General features: G+C 60.4%; 16 protein-coding genes. 1 reads left to right on the plus strand and 15 read right to left on the minus strand.

Annotation, left to right across the window (positions count from 1 at the left end; all coding sequences use genetic code 11):
* Nucleotides 1–16: 16 nt before the first annotated feature.
* The 12 genes from TU84_RS23675 to TU84_RS23730 form a co-directional block, all read right to left on the minus strand.
* On the minus strand, nucleotides 17–1,075 hold the full coding sequence (locus tag TU84_RS23675) for an amidohydrolase family protein (RefSeq protein WP_048373528.1): 1,059 nt from the start codon (nucleotides 1,073–1,075) through the stop codon (nucleotides 17–19).
* A 3-nt stretch (nucleotides 1,076–1,078) separates the two neighbouring features.
* Nucleotides 1,079–2,293, minus strand: coding sequence for a cystathionine beta-lyase (gene metC, locus TU84_RS23680; protein WP_048373530.1), 1,215 nt, complete (start codon nucleotides 2,291–2,293; stop codon nucleotides 1,079–1,081).
* Nucleotides 2,294–2,295: 2 nt separating this feature from the next.
* On the minus strand, nucleotides 2,296–3,030 hold the full coding sequence (locus TU84_RS23685; protein ID WP_048373532.1) for an amino acid ABC transporter ATP-binding protein: 735 nt from the start codon (nucleotides 3,028–3,030) through the stop codon (nucleotides 2,296–2,298).
* Nucleotides 3,027–3,830 (minus strand): amino acid ABC transporter permease, encoded by an 804-nt coding sequence (locus TU84_RS23690; protein WP_048373533.1) that lies wholly within the window; start codon nucleotides 3,828–3,830, stop codon nucleotides 3,027–3,029. The genes TU84_RS23685 and TU84_RS23690 overlap by 4 nt, the downstream gene beginning before the upstream one ends.
* Nucleotides 3,827–4,570: an amino acid ABC transporter permease gene (locus TU84_RS23695; RefSeq protein WP_048373535.1), complete on the minus strand. Its 744-nt coding sequence runs from the start codon at nucleotides 4,568–4,570 to the stop codon at nucleotides 3,827–3,829. The genes TU84_RS23690 and TU84_RS23695 overlap by 4 nt, the downstream gene beginning before the upstream one ends.
* The gene (locus tag TU84_RS23700) at nucleotides 4,567–5,442 is read right to left on the minus strand and encodes a transporter substrate-binding domain-containing protein (RefSeq protein ID WP_048373537.1); all 876 of its coding nucleotides are present in this window, start codon (nucleotides 5,440–5,442) and stop codon (nucleotides 4,567–4,569) included. Before TU84_RS23700 ends, TU84_RS23695 begins: the two co-directional genes overlap by 4 nt.
* Before the next feature lie 46 nt (nucleotides 5,443–5,488).
* Nucleotides 5,489–6,367: a hypothetical protein gene (locus TU84_RS25315; RefSeq protein ID WP_053225302.1), complete on the minus strand. Its 879-nt coding sequence runs from the start codon at nucleotides 6,365–6,367 to the stop codon at nucleotides 5,489–5,491.
* A gap of 59 nt (nucleotides 6,368–6,426) precedes the next feature.
* Nucleotides 6,427–9,192 (minus strand): TonB-dependent receptor, encoded by a 2,766-nt coding sequence (locus TU84_RS23710; RefSeq protein ID WP_048373538.1) that lies wholly within the window; start codon nucleotides 9,190–9,192, stop codon nucleotides 6,427–6,429.
* 120 nt (nucleotides 9,193–9,312) lie between these two features.
* Nucleotides 9,313–9,993 carry a class II aldolase/adducin family protein gene (locus tag TU84_RS23715; protein WP_048373540.1) on the minus strand — a complete coding sequence of 227 codons (681 nt, stop codon included), beginning with the start codon at nucleotides 9,991–9,993 and terminating at the stop codon, nucleotides 9,313–9,315.
* Nucleotides 9,994–10,085: 92 nt separating this feature from the next.
* On the minus strand, nucleotides 10,086–11,066 hold the full coding sequence (locus TU84_RS23720) for a FecR family protein (protein WP_162207699.1): 981 nt from the start codon (nucleotides 11,064–11,066) through the stop codon (nucleotides 10,086–10,088).
* Between the two features lie 68 nt (nucleotides 11,067–11,134).
* Complete coding sequence (locus TU84_RS23725; RefSeq protein WP_053225304.1) at nucleotides 11,135–11,635, minus strand: RNA polymerase sigma factor; 501 nt, start codon at nucleotides 11,633–11,635, stop codon at nucleotides 11,135–11,137.
* A 168-nt stretch (nucleotides 11,636–11,803) separates the two neighbouring features.
* Complete coding sequence (locus TU84_RS23730) at nucleotides 11,804–12,169, minus strand: hypothetical protein (protein WP_048373542.1); 366 nt, start codon at nucleotides 12,167–12,169, stop codon at nucleotides 11,804–11,806.
* A 221-nt stretch (nucleotides 12,170–12,390) separates the two neighbouring features.
* Here TU84_RS23730 and TU84_RS23735 point away from each other — a divergent pair, with 221 nt between their 5' ends.
* Nucleotides 12,391–13,302, plus strand: coding sequence for a bifunctional GNAT family N-acetyltransferase/nucleoside diphosphate kinase regulator (locus TU84_RS23735; RefSeq protein ID WP_048373544.1), 912 nt, complete (start codon nucleotides 12,391–12,393; stop codon nucleotides 13,300–13,302).
* Between the two features lie 143 nt (nucleotides 13,303–13,445).
* Here TU84_RS23735 and glmS read toward each other — a convergent pair whose 3' ends face one another.
* From glmS to glmU, 3 genes are all read right to left on the minus strand, one after another.
* Complete coding sequence (gene glmS, locus TU84_RS23740; RefSeq protein WP_048373545.1) at nucleotides 13,446–15,281, minus strand: glutamine--fructose-6-phosphate transaminase (isomerizing); 1,836 nt, start codon at nucleotides 15,279–15,281, stop codon at nucleotides 13,446–13,448.
* Between the two features lie 9 nt (nucleotides 15,282–15,290).
* The gene (locus tag TU84_RS23745; protein WP_048373548.1) at nucleotides 15,291–16,058 is read right to left on the minus strand and encodes a DeoR/GlpR family DNA-binding transcription regulator; all 768 of its coding nucleotides are present in this window, start codon (nucleotides 16,056–16,058) and stop codon (nucleotides 15,291–15,293) included.
* Nucleotides 16,059–16,407: 349 nt separating this feature from the next.
* Nucleotides 16,408–17,775, minus strand: coding sequence for a bifunctional UDP-N-acetylglucosamine diphosphorylase/glucosamine-1-phosphate N-acetyltransferase GlmU (gene glmU / locus TU84_RS23750; protein WP_048373549.1), 1,368 nt, complete (start codon nucleotides 17,773–17,775; stop codon nucleotides 16,408–16,410).
* Nucleotides 17,776–17,856 lie beyond the last annotated feature (81 nt).

Below are 17,856 nucleotides of genomic sequence, written 5' to 3' on the forward strand. Positions count from 1 at the left end.
GGGCAGAGAGGTAGCCTTAGCTACCCAGGGAAATACCTTTGCTGGCCAACAGGCGCTGCCCGTTGCCTTGCAGGATCAACTCGCGCTCGGCTGCCGAAATCGGCGCGGCCAGCACTTGGGCGATACCCGGCGCGATGTCAGGCACCGGGGCATAGTCAGAACCAAACACCAGTTGCTCGGCGCCCAGCACGCGGGTTGCCAGGGCGATGGCCTGGGCACCTCGGCCAGCGGCGCCGGTGTCGAATAACAAGCGCTGATAACGCGGGCTGTGGCCGACCGCATCGAAGTGGCCTGCCACCTGGCTGAGCTCCACCAGGTTGGCGATGATGCCGGCGCCGCCGAGCATGGCGATTTGCACCGTGACGTCGGGGTAGCGGTCCAGCAGGTCGCTGTGGGCCAAGGTGATGGTGGCCGAGGCAAACTGCCAGGCGATGTCCAGCACCCGCCGCGCTTCGATGGCGTCACTGTGCAACAGCACCGGTGGCTGGCCCGGCACCTGCGGGTGGGCGTAACCGGTGTGCAAATAAATATGGCTGCCAAGCTCCTGGGCTTTGGCCAGCAACGGCTCAAAACGGCTGGCGGAGGCCAAGCTGGCAAAGGCATTGACCGGCAGCACCGCACCGATCAGCCCCAGCTCTTCATGGGCGCGCTGCAACTCGCCCACCGACCACTGAATGTCCGAGGTCGACAACGCCGCCACGGCGCTGAGCCGCGTCGGGTACTGGCGCACCACGCCCGCCAGTTCATTGTTGTAGTCGCGCCACAAGCCCAACGATTCGCTGGCAGACAGCGCCGCGTCGATGCCCAAAGTGGTCGGCCAGGACAGCAATTGATGCGCCACCCCGACCTGATCGAAGTGCTCGATGCGCGCGTCCAGATCAAACCAGTGGTTGCCCAGCGCAAACGGTTGGGCCGTGGTGCCAGCGCCGGCGCGGTGCAAATTCGGTGCGCCATCGGCGCCCGGTAAAAGGCGCGGGCTGCTCTGGCGCTCACTCAAAAAGCGCAGCGAGCTGGGTGAAAACCAATGGCTGTGCAGGTCGATCACGCCCTGCACGGGGGCTTGGGTCTGGCTCATGGTTCAGGCCTCTTCAGGTGAAAAGTGATGGGCAATACCGGCCAGCCCCTGATCGAGATCGGCGATCAAATCGTCCACCGCTTCAAGGCCGACATGAATGCGAAACAGCACGCCCGGCACCTGCCACGGCGTGACCGCCCGCTGCGGTGTCTGGCGGCCAATCAGGCTCTCGAACCCGCCCCAGCTGGCGCCCATGGCAAACAGTTGGAGGCTGTCGAGGAAGGCATTGACCGCTTCATCGGGCAGCGGCTTGAGCACGAACGCAAACAGGCCTGACGAGCCCAAAAAGTCACGCTTCCAGATCTCATGCCCAGGGCTGCCGGGCAGCGCCGGGTGGCGCACTTCAAGCACCTCGCTGCGTTGCTGCAACCAGTGCGCCACGCGCAGCGCCGACTGTTGATGCTGACGCAGGCGCACGCCCAAAGTGCGCAGACCGCGCAGGCCCAGATACGCATCGTCGGCGCTGGCGATATAGCCGAGGTCGCGCACCACTGAACGCACCTGGGCATAGAGCGGCTGGGTGGTCACGATGACGCCGAGCATCGCGTCGGAATGGCCCACCAGGTACTTAGTGGCCGCGTGAATGGAGATATCCACACCATGCTCAAAAGCCCGGAAGAACAGCGGCGTGGCCCAGGTGTTGTCCATCAACACCAGCGCGCCGTGGGCATGGGCGGCCCTGGCGATGGCCGGGATGTCCTGGACTTCAAAAGTGGTGGAACCCGGCGCCTCGACAAACACCACCTTGGTGTTGGGCCGCAGTTGGCCCGCGATGTCGGCGCCCAGTTCAGGGTCGAAATAGGTGGTTTCAATGCCATAGCGCGACAGCACGTCGTCGAAGACTTTGCGCGCATGCCAATAACAATTGTCGGTGACCAGCACGTGGTCACCGGCCTTGGCCACAGCCAGCACTGCGCCGGTAATCGCCGCCAGCCCCGACGGCATGATCAGCCCGCGATAGCCGCCTTCCAGCTCGGCCACCGCATCTTCAAACGCTGCGGTGGTGGGGTTGCCGTTGCGCCCGTAAGCATTGCCACGAAACTCCGGATCGGCCGACTTGCGCCGAAATTCGGCGAGCGCCTGGGTGTTTTCCCAGACGTAAGTCGACACGCGATAAACCGGGGTGTTGACCGTGCCCTCGTGGCTCGCCGGATTACGCCCCAAATGGGTCAGCTGGGTGTCGGCCAGCCAATGACTACGCGATTCTCTTGTGGACATCTTCACAGTACTCGTTCGAGGAAACGTTGGGTTCGGGGGTCGGCGGGGCGGCTGAAAATCAACTCGGGGTCGCCCTTTTCGACGATTCGCCCGCCATCGGTGAAATACACCGTGTCGGCGATTTCGCGGGCGAAGCGCATCTCGTGGGTAACGATCAGGCAGGTCATGCCGCTGGCGGCAACATCGCGGATAGTGTTGAGCACTTCCTTGACCGTCTCCGGGTCGAGGGCCGCGGTCACTTCGTCAAACATCATCACGTCGGGGCGCATCGCCAGGCTGCGGGCAATCGCCACGCGCTGCTGGCCGCCGGACAACTGCCCGGGGAAGGCACCCTGTTTGTTTTCCAGACGCACCTTGGCCAGCAGCTCAATGGCGTACGCCTCGGCCTCTTGCCGGGACTGGCCAAGCACTTGAATCGGCGCCAGGGTGATGTTGTCCAGCACGCTGAGGTGCGGGAACAGGTTGTAGCTTTGAAAGATCATGCCGACGTGGCGGCGCAGGCCGGGCACGTCGAGTTGCGGGTCATCGACGCGGATCCCGCAGACCTCGATGCGCCCGCTGTCCACCGGGGTCAAGGCGTTGAGGGTGCGCAGCAGAGTGGACTTGCCCGAGCCGGACGGGCCAATCAGGCAGGCGATTTCCGAGCGCCGAACCGACAGTGAAATGCCCTGCAAAATGGGCTGGTCACCGTAGGATTTGTACACGTCCTCCAACTGGATTTGCAGCGGCTGGCTCATGAGTACAGGCTCCATTTGCGCTCCAGGTACCGTGAGTAACGGGAGATCGGGTAGATGTAGATAAAGAAGGCAACGAACACGTAGAGGTAGGCAGGCAGCAGCAGGTCCGGGCGGGTCTGGCCGGTGAGGCGCAGTTGCAGGCTGGTCATCAGCTCTTCTACGCCCATCAAATTGGCCAGCGAGGTGGCCATGGTCACGGCGCAGTACAGGCTCATCCACGGCGGCACCATGCTGCGCAGGGCCTGGGGCAGAATCACCAAACGCAGGCTTTTGCGCCGGGGCAGCGCCAGCGAGGCGGCGGCTTCCCACTGGGCCACGGGGATCGAACGAATGCCGCCACGCACAATCTCCGAGACGTAACCGCTGCCCGCCAAACCGAGCCCCAAGGCAGCCTTGAGCCAATCGGGAATCTGCCACCAGCGGTCCAGCGCCTGGAACTCAAACGGCAGCAGGTTCATCACCAAAAACACCACCACCAGCCACGGCGCATTGCGCAGCAATTGAGTCAGCAGCACCGCCATCTGGCGCAACCCGCGATGCAGCGAGACCTGCAAGCACCCCAGCAGCGTGCCGAACACTGTCGCTGCCAGCATCGCCACCACGCCCATCAGAATGTTCAGGGCAAAACCGCGGGCCAGCGCGGGGGTCCAGTTCAGCAACAGCGCAATGATGTCGCGATAGGCCCAGGCCACCGCCCCCACGCCGACACCCGCCGCCAGCCACAACACGCCCAGCGCGATAAAGCGCGAGGCGTTGAGCGGTGGGCGGATGCGTTGAGACAACAGAGTCAAAGGGCTCATCGGCTGTGATACCCCGGCAGGCGAAAGCGCGCTTCGATCCGCGACATCAGCAAGGCACAACCGCCGAGCAGGATGAAGTACATGAGCAGCAGCACCTGCATCATCTCGGCGACGTTGAAGTTGTCAGTCCAGATGCGGTTGCAGGCGTAGAGCAACTCCGGCACTGCGATGGCGTAGGCCACCGAGGTGGACTTGACCGCCTGCGCCAGGCTGTTGCCCAACGCAGGCAAACTGTTGCGCAGCGCCAGCGGCAAGATCAGGTGGCGAAACAGTTTGCGCCCGTGCAAGCCCAGGGCTTGCGCGGCCTCAATGGTCGAGCGCGGCACGGCGTCGATGCTGCCGCGCAGCGCCTCGATCTGGAAGGCGCCCGAGTGCAGCCCGAGCACAATGACTGCCCACTGAAAGTTACCGATCATGCGCACCGCATGGCCGTCGGCGTCCTCGACCATCGGCAACAGCGAACCCAGGCCGAAGTAGAAGAAGTACAACTGGGCCAGCAACGGCGTATTACGAAACAGCTCGACATAGGCGGTGACCGCCTGACGCACTGGCCGCCACGGTGAAGACTTCAACGCCACGCCCAGCACGCCGATCACCAGCGACAGCAGCACGCTGGCAATCGCCAGGCCCAGGGTGAAACCCAGCCCCAACAGAAAGCGCTGGGCGTCCGTCGGGTCCCAGAGAATACTCAGGTGAAAGCCCTGGCCTTCAAGCCACGGTCGCACATAGCGTTCAATCACTGGCCTGCACTCCCCTGCGCATAACGGGCGTGCTGCTCGGCCACCCAAGGGTTGGCTTCGATGCCGTATTTTTTCTCAAGCTCGATGATCAGCCCGGAGCGATGCCAGCCTTCAACCACTTTGCCGAGCAAGGCTTGCAGCTCAGGTTGGCCCTTGCGCAGGGCGATACCCCAAGGCGCGGCATCCTGGCTGGGCAATTTGATTTCGTAGTCTTGCCAGTTCGGGTCTTTGGCCAGCTCGCGGTAGAACACGTCATCGGCAAGAGTGCCTAGGCAACGCCCGTCGGCCACGGCTTTGCGCACTTCGGCGTTGCCGGTGTAAGAGGCAAAACGTACGCCGTAACGCTCCTCGTAAGGGCGCACCCAAACGCTGGCAGGGTTCGAGCACAGCACCTTGCCGCGCAGGTCTTCCCAGTGTTCGAGGCGAGTGGTTTTGGGGGCGAAAACCGTGGCCGCCGAGCTGTAATAACCCGGCTCGACGAAGTCCACTTCCCGGCGACGGCTCGGGGTGTCCAGCAACGACGTTACCAACAGTTCACAGCGCCCCTGATTGAGAAACGCCAAGCGGTTGACCGGGGTGACCAACACCAGTTGCAGGCCCAGGTCCTTGCCGGTGGCCTGCTGAAGCTGGTGTTGCAGATCCAGTACCAGGTCGTAGATCAGGCCGCTGTGGTTGCCCTCGGCATCGATGAACTTGAAAGGCGGGAATTCCTCGCCGGTGCAAACGCTCAGGCTGCCACGGGAAACCGCCCGCTCCAGCAGCACCTCGGCCTGTGCCACGCTCCAGCCGAGCAGTGCCAACAGGCCAAAACTCAGGCGCAGCAACGTGCGACGAACGGATAGAAACTCGAGTACAGCGCACACCTGGTGCATGTTGAGGCCCTCGCTAAAGAAGTGGGTGAAGGAGAATTGGCGAGGGTTAGCCCGCCGCAAGCTCGGCGGGGTCAAGACGCAAGGCCGTGGCATACCCGGCGCGGGCGAGGCGCTCGGCGACCACTTCCACAGGCTCGGCGTCGCCGATCAGCACCAGCACCTGATGCGTGTCCGCAGGCAGCCTGGCGGGCAAAACCGCGCCCTCGGCGCTGCTCACAGGCACGGCTGGGGGCAACTCTTCTGGCAATTGCACGGCGTGGTCCACCGCGAAAAAGGCCAGCGGTTTGGCCTGGTGAGCCTCGACGACGTGCGCCAGTGACACGCGCTGTACCCCAAGGCTCAGCGGGCCACGGTTGTTCACGTCGTATGCTTCGCTGTCCGGGCCACGAAACACCGGCGCGCCACGGTTTTCTGGGCCGTCGACGCCGATGCCGTAGATGTGCAGGTGAACGGCCAGCTCATCACCGTCGACCTGGATGGTGTGGTAATCGCCTGCGGGCATGTACAGCACATCCCCCGCCACGATCGAGTGCTCGCCGCGCTTGCGCAGTTTGCCTTTGCCCGGCTCCGAGCCATCGTCGATGCGCTCAAACAGCACGTTGTGTTCGTTGCCGGACACCCCGGCAATCAGCGCCCACGACGGGTGCCGATGCGGCGCATTGCTGGCGCGTGCTTTACCCACCAGCACGTACAAGGCGTTGCGCCGGTCGGCGTCTTCGCCCAGACGGTAGAAGCCGCTGGCCAGTTCGCTGCGAAACGGATACTGCTCGGTCGGGAACAATTCGGGCTGTGCGGCGAGATTACGCAACGCCTCGCGGGCGGCGTCTATCTGCTCGGCAGTGTTGTGCCCGGCGCCCAGGCCTGCGGCACGTACAGCGTCGAGAGTGTGGCGAACGGCGGTGGCACGTTGATGAATCAAAGACATTACTCAGGCTCCATGCATCACCGTCCGATCGGCTCGGACGGCGCATTGAAAAGGGGGCGTCAGAACTTCACGTTGAGGTTGGCGTAGTAATAAGCGCCTTCGTATCCACCGGGTGACAGCAGCGAGTAAACGGTCCGGCTGTTGGTGTTCAGCCGCTGTTTGTTGACCTTGTCCGGGAAGCTGTCAAAGATGTTGTTGCCACCCACATCCACCCGTACGTTCTTGGTCACCTGGTAGCTGACGCTGGCGTCGGTCACCCATTGGGCGCCGAACGTCTGGTCGTAACCGGGGCGTGGCGGCTTCTGGGCATCGGCCGATTTGAACTCACCAAAACGTGTTTCCGAGATGCGCAGGCCCCAATCGCCATAGCTGTAATGCGCGGTCAGGTTGAGCTTGGAGCTGGGCGCGGCGTCGGTGATCAGGTACTCCGTCTCGCGGTTGACCAACACCGCGTTGGGGTTGATGGCCAGCAACTGCGAAGGCGTTTGCGGCAGCTTGAGAATCTCGGTGTCGTTCCAGTTGTAACCGCCGCTGAAGGCCAACCGGCCGTATTGCTTGAGGTCGAACACGTAGTTACCCACCACGTCGACGCCTTTGGTTTTGGTGTCCAGGCCGTTGGTGTAGAAGCTCGCCGCGCTCACGTCATAGCCCAGTGGGTTGAGGAAACCGCCCAGGTTGGTCTGGTTCTCGGACAGGGTGACGCGGTCACGCAACTTGATCTGGTAAACATCCACAGTCAGCGATGCATTGGGCAACGGGGTGAACACCGCACCCAAGGAGAAGTTGGTCGACTTCTCGGGCTTGAGGTCTTGCGCGCCAAGCAGACGCGCAACCGGGTGGTCGACCGGGAAGGTACGGCTGTCGTACATCACGCTACCGTTCCAGGTGCTCTGGGTGTAGGAGTGGCCGATCTGCCCAAGGCTGGGGGCACGGAAACCCGTGTTGGCGGTGGCGCGCAACGCAAACATCGGGTTGAACTCATAGCGCGCCGACACCTTGCCGGTGCGGGTCGAACCGAAGTCGGAATATTTTTCGTAGCGCGCCGCTACGCCCATTTGCAGCTTTTCGGTCAGGTTGTTTTCCAGGCTGACATACAGCGCCTTGACGTTGCGGTCGTAGCTGCCGGCATCCCCGGGCTGGTAGCCGGGGAAGCTCTGCGAGCCGACGCCCGCCCGCACGTCATAACCCGGCGCCGCAGGGCCAAAGCCTGCATTGGGGTTAGGCCCCGGGTCTACACCAGGACCACGGCGCGGCACGTCGGTGAACTCGTAAGGCCCACGGGCCCACGACTGATACTCACCGGCGTTAACGTCATAGTTTTCCTTGCGCCAGGCCGCCCCCGCAGCGAGGGTCACGGGGAAGTCCGTGAGTGACCATTGCAGATCCTTGACGTAGTCGAGGGTCAGGCTGGTCTGGTCGGAGGTATACCCGCCGGCGTGAAAACGGCGCTGGCTGTCGGGGCCGAACGAAGGGTTGATGGAGTTGTTGAGGATGTATTCGATGTCGCTGCGCCCGTAGCTGGCGGCCAAATCGAACTTGCCGATATCGTCATCGCCAAAGCGCGAACCGAAGGTGGCCTCGTAGTCTTCGCTTTTGAGGTCCAGCCACGGCTGGAAGCCTTCCGGGTACACCGACAGCCAGTTACGGCCTTGCTGGTCATACGGGTAGCGATAGGCGTTTTGCGAATGGCTAATGCGGTGCCCGTAGGTGGCGAAGCCATAGAGCTGAACCTGGTCGGTCACGCTGCTCTCGGCGTTAAGCGCCAGGTTGTAATCATCCAGCGCGGGCGAGCCGGTGGCGTATTCGCGGTTGGCCGTGGCTTCGCGCGGGTCGTTGGCATTCCAGAAGTACACGCTGTCATCGGTCTTGCCGCTGGGGTAGGTGCGCTTCTTGTTGCTCCAGTCGCCGCTCAAGGTGAGGAAACCATCGCCCGGCAAGGTGAAGCCTTTCCAGGTCTCGACGTTTTTGCTGAAGCCATCGCCTTTGGTGAACTTGCCCATCGTCGTGTTGACTTCGCCGCCGCTGTCGCGCTCCTTGAGCACGACGTTGATGACCCCGGCAATCGCGTCCGAACCGTATTGCGCCGACGCACCGTCACGCAGTACTTCGACGCGCTCGATGGCGCTGATCGGGATGGTGTTGAGGTCGGCGGCGTTCGAGCCGCGACCAAAAAACGGTTTGTTGTTCACGAAGGCCGAGACGTGCCGGCGCTTGCCGTTGATCAGCACCAGCGTCTGGTCAGGCGACAACCCGCGCAAGGCGGCAGCCCGGAAGCTCGACAGACCATCCACACCGTTGACCAGCGGGTAGTTGAACGACGGCACCAGCGCTTGCAGCGCTTGGCTCAAGTTGGTGAAGCCGGTTTCCTGAATCGCATTGGCGCTGATGGTGTCGACTGGCGAAGAACTTTGCAGCGCGGTCAGGTCAGTGCGTCGGGTCCCCACCACCACGACCTGATCCAGCTGCGGTGGCACCTGCGCTGCCGAAGGCGCCAGGGCATAAATCACAAAGCTGCCTTGGGCGGTCTGGCGTGCGGCCAGGCCCGAGCCTTCGAGCAACTTGTTCAGCGCTTGTTCCACCGACAAGCTACCCCGCACCGAACGGCCCTGCTTGCCCGCCACCAATGCCTGGGGCGCCAGCACGTTGGTACCGGTTTGTTCCGCCAGTTGGTTGAGCGCTTGTTGCAGAGGTTGTGCGGGCAGGTCGATGCTCTGCGCCACGGTGACAGCGTCACCGGCTTGCGGCGCGGCGTAGGCGACACTCCCGAACAGAAGACCACCAGACAGAATCGCAGTACTTAACAGCGTTAATTGAGGTTGAAACATTTATGAGCTCCCTGGCCATCATTTGTGGTCCTCGAAACAAATGACGTCCAGGTCGCGAACAGCCTCAGGTTATAAAACAACAATCAATAAGATCATTTTGATCTTTAGATATGCCCGTGCTCAGGGCGCTTGCCAACCGCGACGGGCCAACTCGGCAGCGCCTGCGGGCAATGCCTGGGCGCCACCCAGTTGTTCGGCGAGCAGTGCCAGGTGGGCGGCATCTTCCAGAGCGACCAGCAAACGCGCAGCCCCCAACACGCCCTTTTCACTCCAGGCAAACGGGCCGTGGTTGGCGAGCAATACCGCTGGCGCGGTGGTGTCGTCGCGCAGCAAATCGATCACCGGCTGAGAGGCGTAACGCGGGCCCCACTCGCTCACCGGGATTTGCTGGTCTTCACGCAGCAGGCCCAACAGGCCTGAGCTGTAAGGGCGCAACGGGCGGCGGGCAATGGCATGGGCGGTGAGGTACAGCGAGTGGGTGTGGATAACTGACGTGGCCTGTGGACGCTCGCGCAAAATGGCCACGTGCAGCGCTGCGACTTCCTGCAGATTGGCGGACAACGTGCCTTGGTGCGTGCGCAAATCGAAATCCAGCAGGACCGCCGTACCCGCGTCTGGGCCAGCCAGAGAAGCAATCAACAGCTTCTCTTGATCCCCTACACGCAGGCTAATATTGCCCGCATGGGTCGGCGAAAGGGTTTGCGTATCGATCAGCAATTGGCGCGCTTGGGAGAAAGCTTGCTCAAATTGTTGCAACGCCAGCAAAGGGTCAGAGACAGGCCGGGATTCTTGAAGGGTCATAACGGTTCCTGAAGGTTCAGGGGGGTGAAATTACCCCCCTTGATTCAGGGACGTTTAATCAGCGGATTGCCTCAGGTCGGCTGCGCAAACTCTTAGCGGGCGCGGATATCCACACTCTGGTCAGGATTGATAACCAGATTCAGCGCAAACAACTCCGGCAGCACATGCAGCAGCTCATCGGGCTTGGCCAGTGAGAACGACCCACTGATGCGCAACGCCCCCAGCTTGCTGTCATGAATACGGATACGCCCGCTGCGGTAGCGTTGCAGTTCGGCCACCGCTTCGGCCAGGGTCTCGCCAGAAAACACCAGACGCCCGTCACGCCAGCTCACCGCCTGGGTGGCGTCTACATCGCGGATGCCATCGACAAACAACCCATGCCGCGTGCGCAACTGCTGGCCACGGGTGATTTGCAACGCATCGGCTTCGTGGTCCGGCGTCACCTGAACCCGCCCTTCAAGCACAGTGACCTGGTTACCCTCCTGCCACTGACGCACGTTGAACACCGTGCCGAGCACCCGCACCCGCGTGTCCAAAGACGTGACTTCGAAGGGAATATTGGCCTGGTGAGTGACTTCGAACAGCGCCTCACCCTGGACCAGTTGCACCTCTCGCGAGCGCAGCCTGCGCACGAAATCCAGATGGGTATTGGTATTGAGCTGCACCCGGCTGCCGTCGCTGAGAGATACCTCCCGGTGCTCGCCCAAACCGGTCACGTATTCGCCCTGGGACAACACCGGGTTGACCCACCACAAGGTCAGGCCAACCCCGAGCAGCAGCACCAGCGCACTGCTCCATGTGGGCCAGGCCCAGCCACGACGGGGGTTGCGAACGGCCGGGGCCTGCGCAGCAGACGCCGGGGCCAGGTGGCGCGGGTAGCGCTGGCGCAAACTGTCGAGTGAGGCATCCAGCGCGATAACGGTTTGTCGCTGGGCTTCATAGCAGCGCCGATTGTCGTCACTCACGGCCACCCACTGCTCTAATTCCAGGCGAGCGTCCGCTTCGCGTTGTGGGTCGCCGCAACGGCTGCGCGCCAATAAGCGATTAACGTAATCCGAGTCATTTAAAGGCAAGTTCATCGCCTGATTAGAGTGCTAGCAAAGCAGCAATGAAAGACAAGTAACCCACCTCGGCACGCGCATTAATCCATAAACTCCCGGCAAATTTTTAAACCCAGTGCCACATGCTTCTCCACCATGCTGGGCGAAATGCCCATGCTGGCGCCAACCTCGTTATGCGCCAGACCGTGGATGCGCGAGAGGATAAACGCCTCGCGGCAGCGCGCCGGCATGCTATCAATGGCTTTGGACAATAGCTCCACCCGCTCCTGCCCCAAGGCAATGCGCTCCGGGTCGATGTCGTGGGACAGCGCCGGCAACGACTCGGCATCCACCCGCGACTCCAAAGATTCCATAGGCAGGCGCCGACGATGCCGCGCAAGATCGATTTTCAAATTACGGGCGATTTGCCGAAGCAACCCCGCAGGTGATCGAACCTCTTGCTCAGCGGGCAGCTTAAGCAACCGCTCAACACTGGCCTGCGCAATATCCCCGGCATCCTGGCGAGAGCTGCTGTCACGGTCCATGGATTTATAAAAGTCGGTGTAAATTGGATTTATATTTTTTAAGAGTTTATTGCTCATTAATCACGGCATCGTCAGTGCGATGCGGCTCCTGCTGGAGCAGGCAGAACCGGCCATCGGAAAATGAAATGTGCATATCCGGCGGCCCGGTTTTTATAGCCTAACGAGCATTTTTTTAGATATGAAATAACTGTTTGGCCTAGGCGTGTTGATTTAGCTCATAACGCCTCACGCATCCAGCTCAACGTAGCTCGACTCCCCACCCCCGGTCGCACCCGATAACCAGCCCCAGACAAACTCCAGTGTGGTGCGCCCGGCGTGATCGACACCGACCGTGCCCCGCGACCAACCGGCCAGCAACTCGCCCTCTGCGGTCAGGCAGTGGTACAGCAACTCGATGCTGTCGGGGCCGGTGGCGCGACCGACCAAATGCCCCGTGCAGATATGCCCGCCCTGGTAAGTCCCGGTGATCGCATTGCCATCGACGTGGTAGTGGAACACCGTGCTGGCGTCGGATAACCCGCTAGCGTTACTCGCCACGGCGAACCGGCGATTGTTCATGCGTTGGCTGATGTTTTTAAAGGTGCTGTCCATCGATTTTCGAGCTCCTGATTGCCTGCGATCTGCATAAAGTGGGTCGAAGGGTTTGAACGTAGAGAGTTGGGTAAAACAACCAAAAAACCGTAGCCATCCCTCCAAAAGCGGCTTTGAATTCGGCTTTACAGGCGTCATGCCATAAAATGGCCGGTTGCCGAAGAACCGTCATGACTCTGGCCATGAAGGGCTTCCATCCTTAACAAATAAGTGTGGTCAAGATGAACAAGCCTTTCATTTCGCTGTGCCCTGAAATTACTCGGGCGCACGCGCTGACGTTGATGGATTGGTTGGAGGATGAACGTGTCACCTGCTACCTGAGCGATTCTCGTCATGTTTCGCGCGCCATTGGGCACGCCATTGATCGGACACAACTGCCGATCCTGACTCATCTATTCAACCAGGGCGGCCGGTTCTTCATGGCCTTTGACAGGCATGACGCTCCGGTCGGCTTTGTCCGTCTGATCAAAACCGGCCCGGATTGCGAGATAGTCCTGGTCATCGGAGACAGCGACAAATGGGGCCGCAACCTTGGCGCCCGCACGATCCAGGAAGGCATGAAACTGGCCTTCCTCGACATGCGGGCCAAGAAGCTCATCGCCAAGATCCATCCGGACAACACGCGCTCGCTCAAAGCCTTTGTGCGCAGTGGTTTTGTGCTTGAGAGCGAAACGCCGACATTGAAGTCATTTTCCATGGCGGCAGGACGCTATCTCCAGCTCTTGCGCGAAGGGGCCGTGAGTAACGCCACCAAAATCTTCATTACTGAAATCGACAAGGCCAGGCTCGAACAACTGATCGCGCTCGAAACAGGCCCCGCCGTCGTTGAGCTCGAACATGAGCTTGAGCGTGCCATTGTCGTCAAGCCGCAGCAGGTGGCATCCAATGTCGTCACGATGAACTCCAGAGCCTTGCTGCAGTTGGACGACGAAGAGATCGAAGTGGCCTTGGTCTACCCCGAAGACGCCGACAGCAACAGCGGAAAACATTCCGTTTATTCCGACATCGGTGCCGCCATCCTGGGTTATCAGGAAGGGGACGCCATTGACTGGCGAATATCAGACAAGACCCGCCGGATAGAAATCAGGAAAGTGCTTTACCAGCCGGAGGCTGCGGGCGACTTCCACCTTTAATTGCGGCTTTTACTGCGTGTTGATCCATCAGGCGCGAAGGTTTTCACACGCTTCGTGTCTGGCAGGTTTGTGGAAGTTTCAATGCTCAACATTCAACCCGCTGGGTGCGGGTTGAATGTGTTCACCCAATGCCGTGGAAAAACTTATTCCACAGTCACCGATTTAGCTAAGTTGCGCGGCTGGTCTACGTCGGTGCCTTTGAGCACGGCCACGTAGTAAGACAGCAGTTGCAACGGGATGGTGTAGAGGATCGGCGCCAGCACGTCGTGGATGTGCGGCATGTTGATCACATGGGTGCCTTCGCCGTTGCTCATGCCGGCTTGTTCGTCAGCGAAGACGATCAACTCGCCGCCACGGGCGCGAACTTCTTGCAGGTTGGATTTCAATTTTTCCAACAGTTCATTGTTCGGCGCAACGGTGACCACCGGCATGTCGTTGTCCACCAGTGCCAACGGGCCATGTTTCAGTTCGCCCGCCGGGTACGCTTCAGCGTGGATGTACGAAATTTCTTTGAGCTTGAGCGCGCCTTCCATCGCCACCGGGTACTGCGCACCACGGCCCAGGAACAGGGTGTGGTGTTTGTCGGCGAACAGTTCAGCGACTTTCTCAACGGTAGCGTCCATCGCCAGGGCTTCACCCAAACGTGTCGGCAGGCGGCGCAGTTCTTCAACCAGTTGCGCTTCAACACCGGCTTCGAGGGTGCCGCGCACTTGGCCCAGGGACAAGGTGAGCAGCAGCAGGCCGACCAATTGAGTGGTGAAAGCTTTGGTCGAGGCCACGCCAATTTCACGACCGGCTTGGGTCAGCAGGGTCAGGTCAGACTCACGAACCAGCGAGCTGATGCCGACGTTGCAAATCGCCAGGCTGCCGAGGAAGCCCAGCTCTTTGGCGTTGCGCAGCGCTGCCAGGGTGTCAGCGGTTTCGCCCGATTGTGAGATCGACACGAACAGGGTGTCTGGCTGAACCACCACTTTGCGGTAGCGGAACTCGCTGGCCACTTCGACCTGGCACGGGATGCCCGCCAGGCTTTCCAGCCAGTAACGCGCAACCATACCGGCGTGGTAGCTGGTACCGCAGGCCACGATCTGGACATTGCGCACTTTGGCGAACAGTTCTTTGGCGTTTTGGCCAAAGGCCTGCACCAGAACGTGGTCCTGACCCAGACGGTTTTCCAGGGTGCGCTGGACAACGCTTGGCTGCTCGTGAATTTCTTTGAGCATGTAGTGACGGAACTCGCCCTTATCGGCCGCTTCGGCACCGTCGCGGTATTGAACGGTTTCGCGCTGAACGGTCTGGCCGTCCACATCCCAGATTTGCACGCTGTCACGACGGATTTCAGCGATGTCGCCTTCTTCCAGGTACATGAAGCGGTCAGTCACTTGGCGCAGGGCCAATTGGTCGGACGCGAGGAAGTTTTCGCCCAGGCCCAGACCAATCACCAGCGGGCTACCACTGCGGGCAGCCACCAGGCGATCAGGTTGTTTGGCGCTGATAACGGCCAGGCCGTATGCACCGTGCAGCTCTTTAACGGTGGCCTTCAGGGCTTCGGTCAGGTCGGTTTGTTCTTTGAGTTTGTGTTGCAGCAGGTGGGCGATGACTTCGGTGTCGGTGTCCGAGGTGAACACGTAACCCAGGCCTTTAAGCTGTTCGCGCAGGGCTTCGTGGTTTTCAATAATGCCGTTGTGCACAACAGCCAGATCCGAGCCCGAAAAATGCGGGTGCGCATTGCGCTCGCACGGTGCACCGTGGGTGGCCCAACGGGTGTGGGCGATGCCCAGACGGCCCACCAGCGGTTCACCGGCCAGGGCTTGTTCCAGCTCAGACACTTTGCCGTTACGGCGCGTGCGCTCCAGCGTACCGTTGTTGGTAAACACGGCAACACCGGCGCTGTCATAGCCACGGTACTCAAGACGCTTCAGGCCTTCGAGCAGAATGGCCGTGATATTACGTTCGGCGACTGCGCCAACGATTCCACACATAAATTTCTCCTAATCGAGGGCGGCGCATAACAGTGTTATGCCCCGGGCCTGAATCTGTTCGCGTGCCTCTTTGGGCAGGCGATCATCTGTAATAAGGGTATGGACGCTGCTCCAGGGCAGTTCCAGGTTGGGTATTTTGCGGCCGATCTTGTCGGACTCGACCATCACAATCACTTCACGCGCGACATCAGCCATGACCCGGCTCAGACCCAACAACTCGTTAAAAGTTGTCGTGCCACGCTGCAGGTCGATCCCGTCAGCACCGATAAACAATTGGTCGAAGTCGTAAGAGCGCAACACTTGCTCCGCCACCTGTCCCTGAAAGGACTCGGAGTGCGGATCCCACGTGCCGCCGGTCATCAACAGCACAGGTTCGTGCTCAAGTTCACTGAGCGCGTTGGCCACGTGCAACGAGTTGGTCATCACTACCAGACCCGGTTGCAGGCCCAGTTGCGGAATCATCGACGCCGTGGTGCTGCCGCTGTCGATGATGATCCGCGCGTGTTCTTTAATCAGGCCGACGGCCACACGGGCGATGGCTTGCTTATAGAGGGAGACAGGCTGAGGGACGTCACTCACGAGTTCTTGCGGCATGGTGATGGCGCCGCCATAACGACGCAGTAACAAGCCATTACTTTCGAGTGCCGCCAGATCCTTGCGAATCGTAACCTCGGAGGTTTCGAAGCGCTTGGCCAATTCATCCACACTGACTTCGCCCTGCTCGGTGAGCAAGGCCATGATGTTGTGTCTGCGTTGGGGCGTGTTGCGCTTGGACATGTGGGCTCTAAGTTTCGGTTCGAAAGATAACGAAAGCAATGAAACCCGATCTCGAAATTCACGTCAAGAATTTGTTGCAGATTATTTTGTGAATAACTCACTTTCGCCCCCACCAGGCGGGGGTTTGGCGGGCAATAAAGAGCAGATAAAACAAAGCCTTATCCACAGGTGATGGATAAGGCTTTGTGTAAGTTATTGATTTAAAACAGTTATACGATGACTTAAATGTGTAACAAAACAACCATTTCGAGCTGTGGATAACTACCTTTGTAGGAGCTGCCGAAGGCGGTGATCTTTCGATGGGTCAAAAGATCGCGAGACGAGCTCGCTCCTACAGTGGGGAATTAACTTACGGCTTCGGTTGTTTCACCGGGCGTTTCCAGCCATCGATATTGCGCTGGCGGGCACGGCCCACAGCCAATTGCTCGGCTTCAACGTTTTGATTGATGGTCGAACCGGCCGCAGTGGTGGCTCCATCAGAGATATCCACAGGCGCTACCAGCGAGTTGTTGGAACCGATGAACACATCCGCACCCAACACGGTTTTCCACTTGTTGGCACCGTCGTAGTTGCAGGTGATGGTGCCCGCGCCGATGTTGGTGCGCGGGCCCACTTCGGCATCGCCCAAATAGGTCAGGTGACCGCACTTGGCTTCTTCACCCAGGTGGGTGTTTTTCAACTCTACAAAGTTACCCACATGGGCGCGAGCATCGAGCACGCTGCCCGGACGCAATCGCGCGAAAGGACCGGCATCGCTGCCCTCGCCCAGTACCGCGCCATCAAGGTGGCTGTTGGCTTTGACCACCGCACCTTTGCGCAAGGTGCTGTCTTTGATCACGCAGTTCGGACCAATCACCACGTCATCTTCGATCACCACGCGACCTTCAAGAATCACGTTGATGTCGATCAGCACGTCACGACCGACGGTCACTTCACCGCGCACATCAAAACGGGCCGGGTCACGCAGTGTTACGCCCAGTGCCATCAGTCGACGGCCTTCACGCAACTGGTAATGACGTTCCAGCTCGCTGAGCTGTTTACGGTCATTAGCGCCCTGCACTTCCATCGGGTCATGGGCGTGCTCAGTGGCCACTACCAAACCATCGTTAACCGCCATGGCGATTACGTCAGTCAGGTAATACTCGCCCTGGGCATTGTTGTTCGACAAACGGCTCATCCAGTCAGCCAGGCGTGCGGTTGGCAAAGCCAGAATCCCCGTATTGCCTTCGGTGATGGCACGTTGCTCATCGGTGGCATCTTTATGCTCAACAATGGCGCTGACCTTGCCGGTGGCATCACGCACAATACGGCCATAGCCCGTCGGGTCAGCCAGGTTCACGGTCAGCAGGCCCAGTTGCTCGGGGCTCACTTGCTTGAGCAGGCGTTGCAAGGTGTCGACTTCGATCAACGGTACATCGCCGTACAGCACCAGCACATTTTCGGCGGTCAAAAATGGCAAGGCTTGCGCCACGGCGTGGCCGGTACCCAGTTGCTTGTCTTGCAGCACAAAGTTCAGGTCATCAGCAGCCAGACGCTCGCGGACCAATTCGGCACCATGGCCGATAACCACGTGAATACCGGTCGGCTTAAGTTGGCGGGCGCTGTGGATAACATGCCCAAGCATGGAGTTGCCGGCCACCGGGTGAAGGACCTTGGGCAGGGACGAACGCATGCGGGTGCCCTGGCCTGCGGCGAGAATAACGATATCGAGAGACATGACTGGCTACCAATCCTGGGTGGTCAGCGAATGCGACCAAAAGTAGTTCGCGGAAATGAAAAAAGGGTAGCCGAGGCTACC

Source organism: Pseudomonas helleri, from assembly GCF_001043025.1.
GTDB lineage: Bacteria > Pseudomonadota > Gammaproteobacteria > Pseudomonadales > Pseudomonadaceae > Aquipseudomonas > Aquipseudomonas helleri.

Coding starts and splice junctions, on each gene's coding strand:
- TU84_RS23700 (WP_048373537.1), bottom strand. CDS start 5,442: ATGCACCAGGTGTGCGCTGTACTCGAGTTTCTATCCGTTCGTCGCACG.
- TU84_RS23675 (WP_048373528.1), bottom strand. CDS start 1,075: ATGAGCCAGACCCAAGCCCCCGTGCAGGGCGTGATCGACCTGCACAGC.
- TU84_RS23690 (WP_048373533.1), bottom strand. CDS start 3,830: ATGAGCCCTTTGACTCTGTTGTCTCAACGCATCCGCCCACCGCTCAAC.
- TU84_RS23745 (WP_048373548.1), bottom strand. CDS start 16,058: ATGTCCAAGCGCAACACGCCCCAACGCAGACACAACATCATGGCCTTG.
- glmU (WP_048373549.1), bottom strand. CDS start 17,775: ATGTCTCTCGATATCGTTATTCTCGCCGCAGGCCAGGGCACCCGCATG.
- TU84_RS23715 (WP_048373540.1), bottom strand. CDS start 9,993: ATGACCCTTCAAGAATCCCGGCCTGTCTCTGACCCTTTGCTGGCGTTG.
- TU84_RS23735 (WP_048373544.1), top strand. CDS start 12,391: ATGAACAAGCCTTTCATTTCGCTGTGCCCTGAAATTACTCGGGCGCAC.
- TU84_RS23685 (WP_048373532.1), bottom strand. CDS start 3,030: ATGAGCCAGCCGCTGCAAATCCAGTTGGAGGACGTGTACAAATCCTAC.
- metC (WP_048373530.1), bottom strand. CDS start 2,293: ATGTCCACAAGAGAATCGCGTAGTCATTGGCTGGCCGACACCCAGCTG.
- TU84_RS23725 (WP_053225304.1), bottom strand. CDS start 11,635: ATGAGCAATAAACTCTTAAAAAATATAAATCCAATTTACACCGACTTT.
- glmS (WP_048373545.1), bottom strand. CDS start 15,281: ATGTGTGGAATCGTTGGCGCAGTCGCCGAACGTAATATCACGGCCATT.
- TU84_RS23730 (WP_048373542.1), bottom strand. CDS start 12,169: ATGGACAGCACCTTTAAAAACATCAGCCAACGCATGAACAATCGCCGG.
- TU84_RS25315 (WP_053225302.1), bottom strand. CDS start 6,367: ATGTCTTTGATTCATCAACGTGCCACCGCCGTTCGCCACACTCTCGAC.
- TU84_RS23710 (WP_048373538.1), bottom strand. CDS start 9,192: ATGTTTCAACCTCAATTAACGCTGTTAAGTACTGCGATTCTGTCTGGT.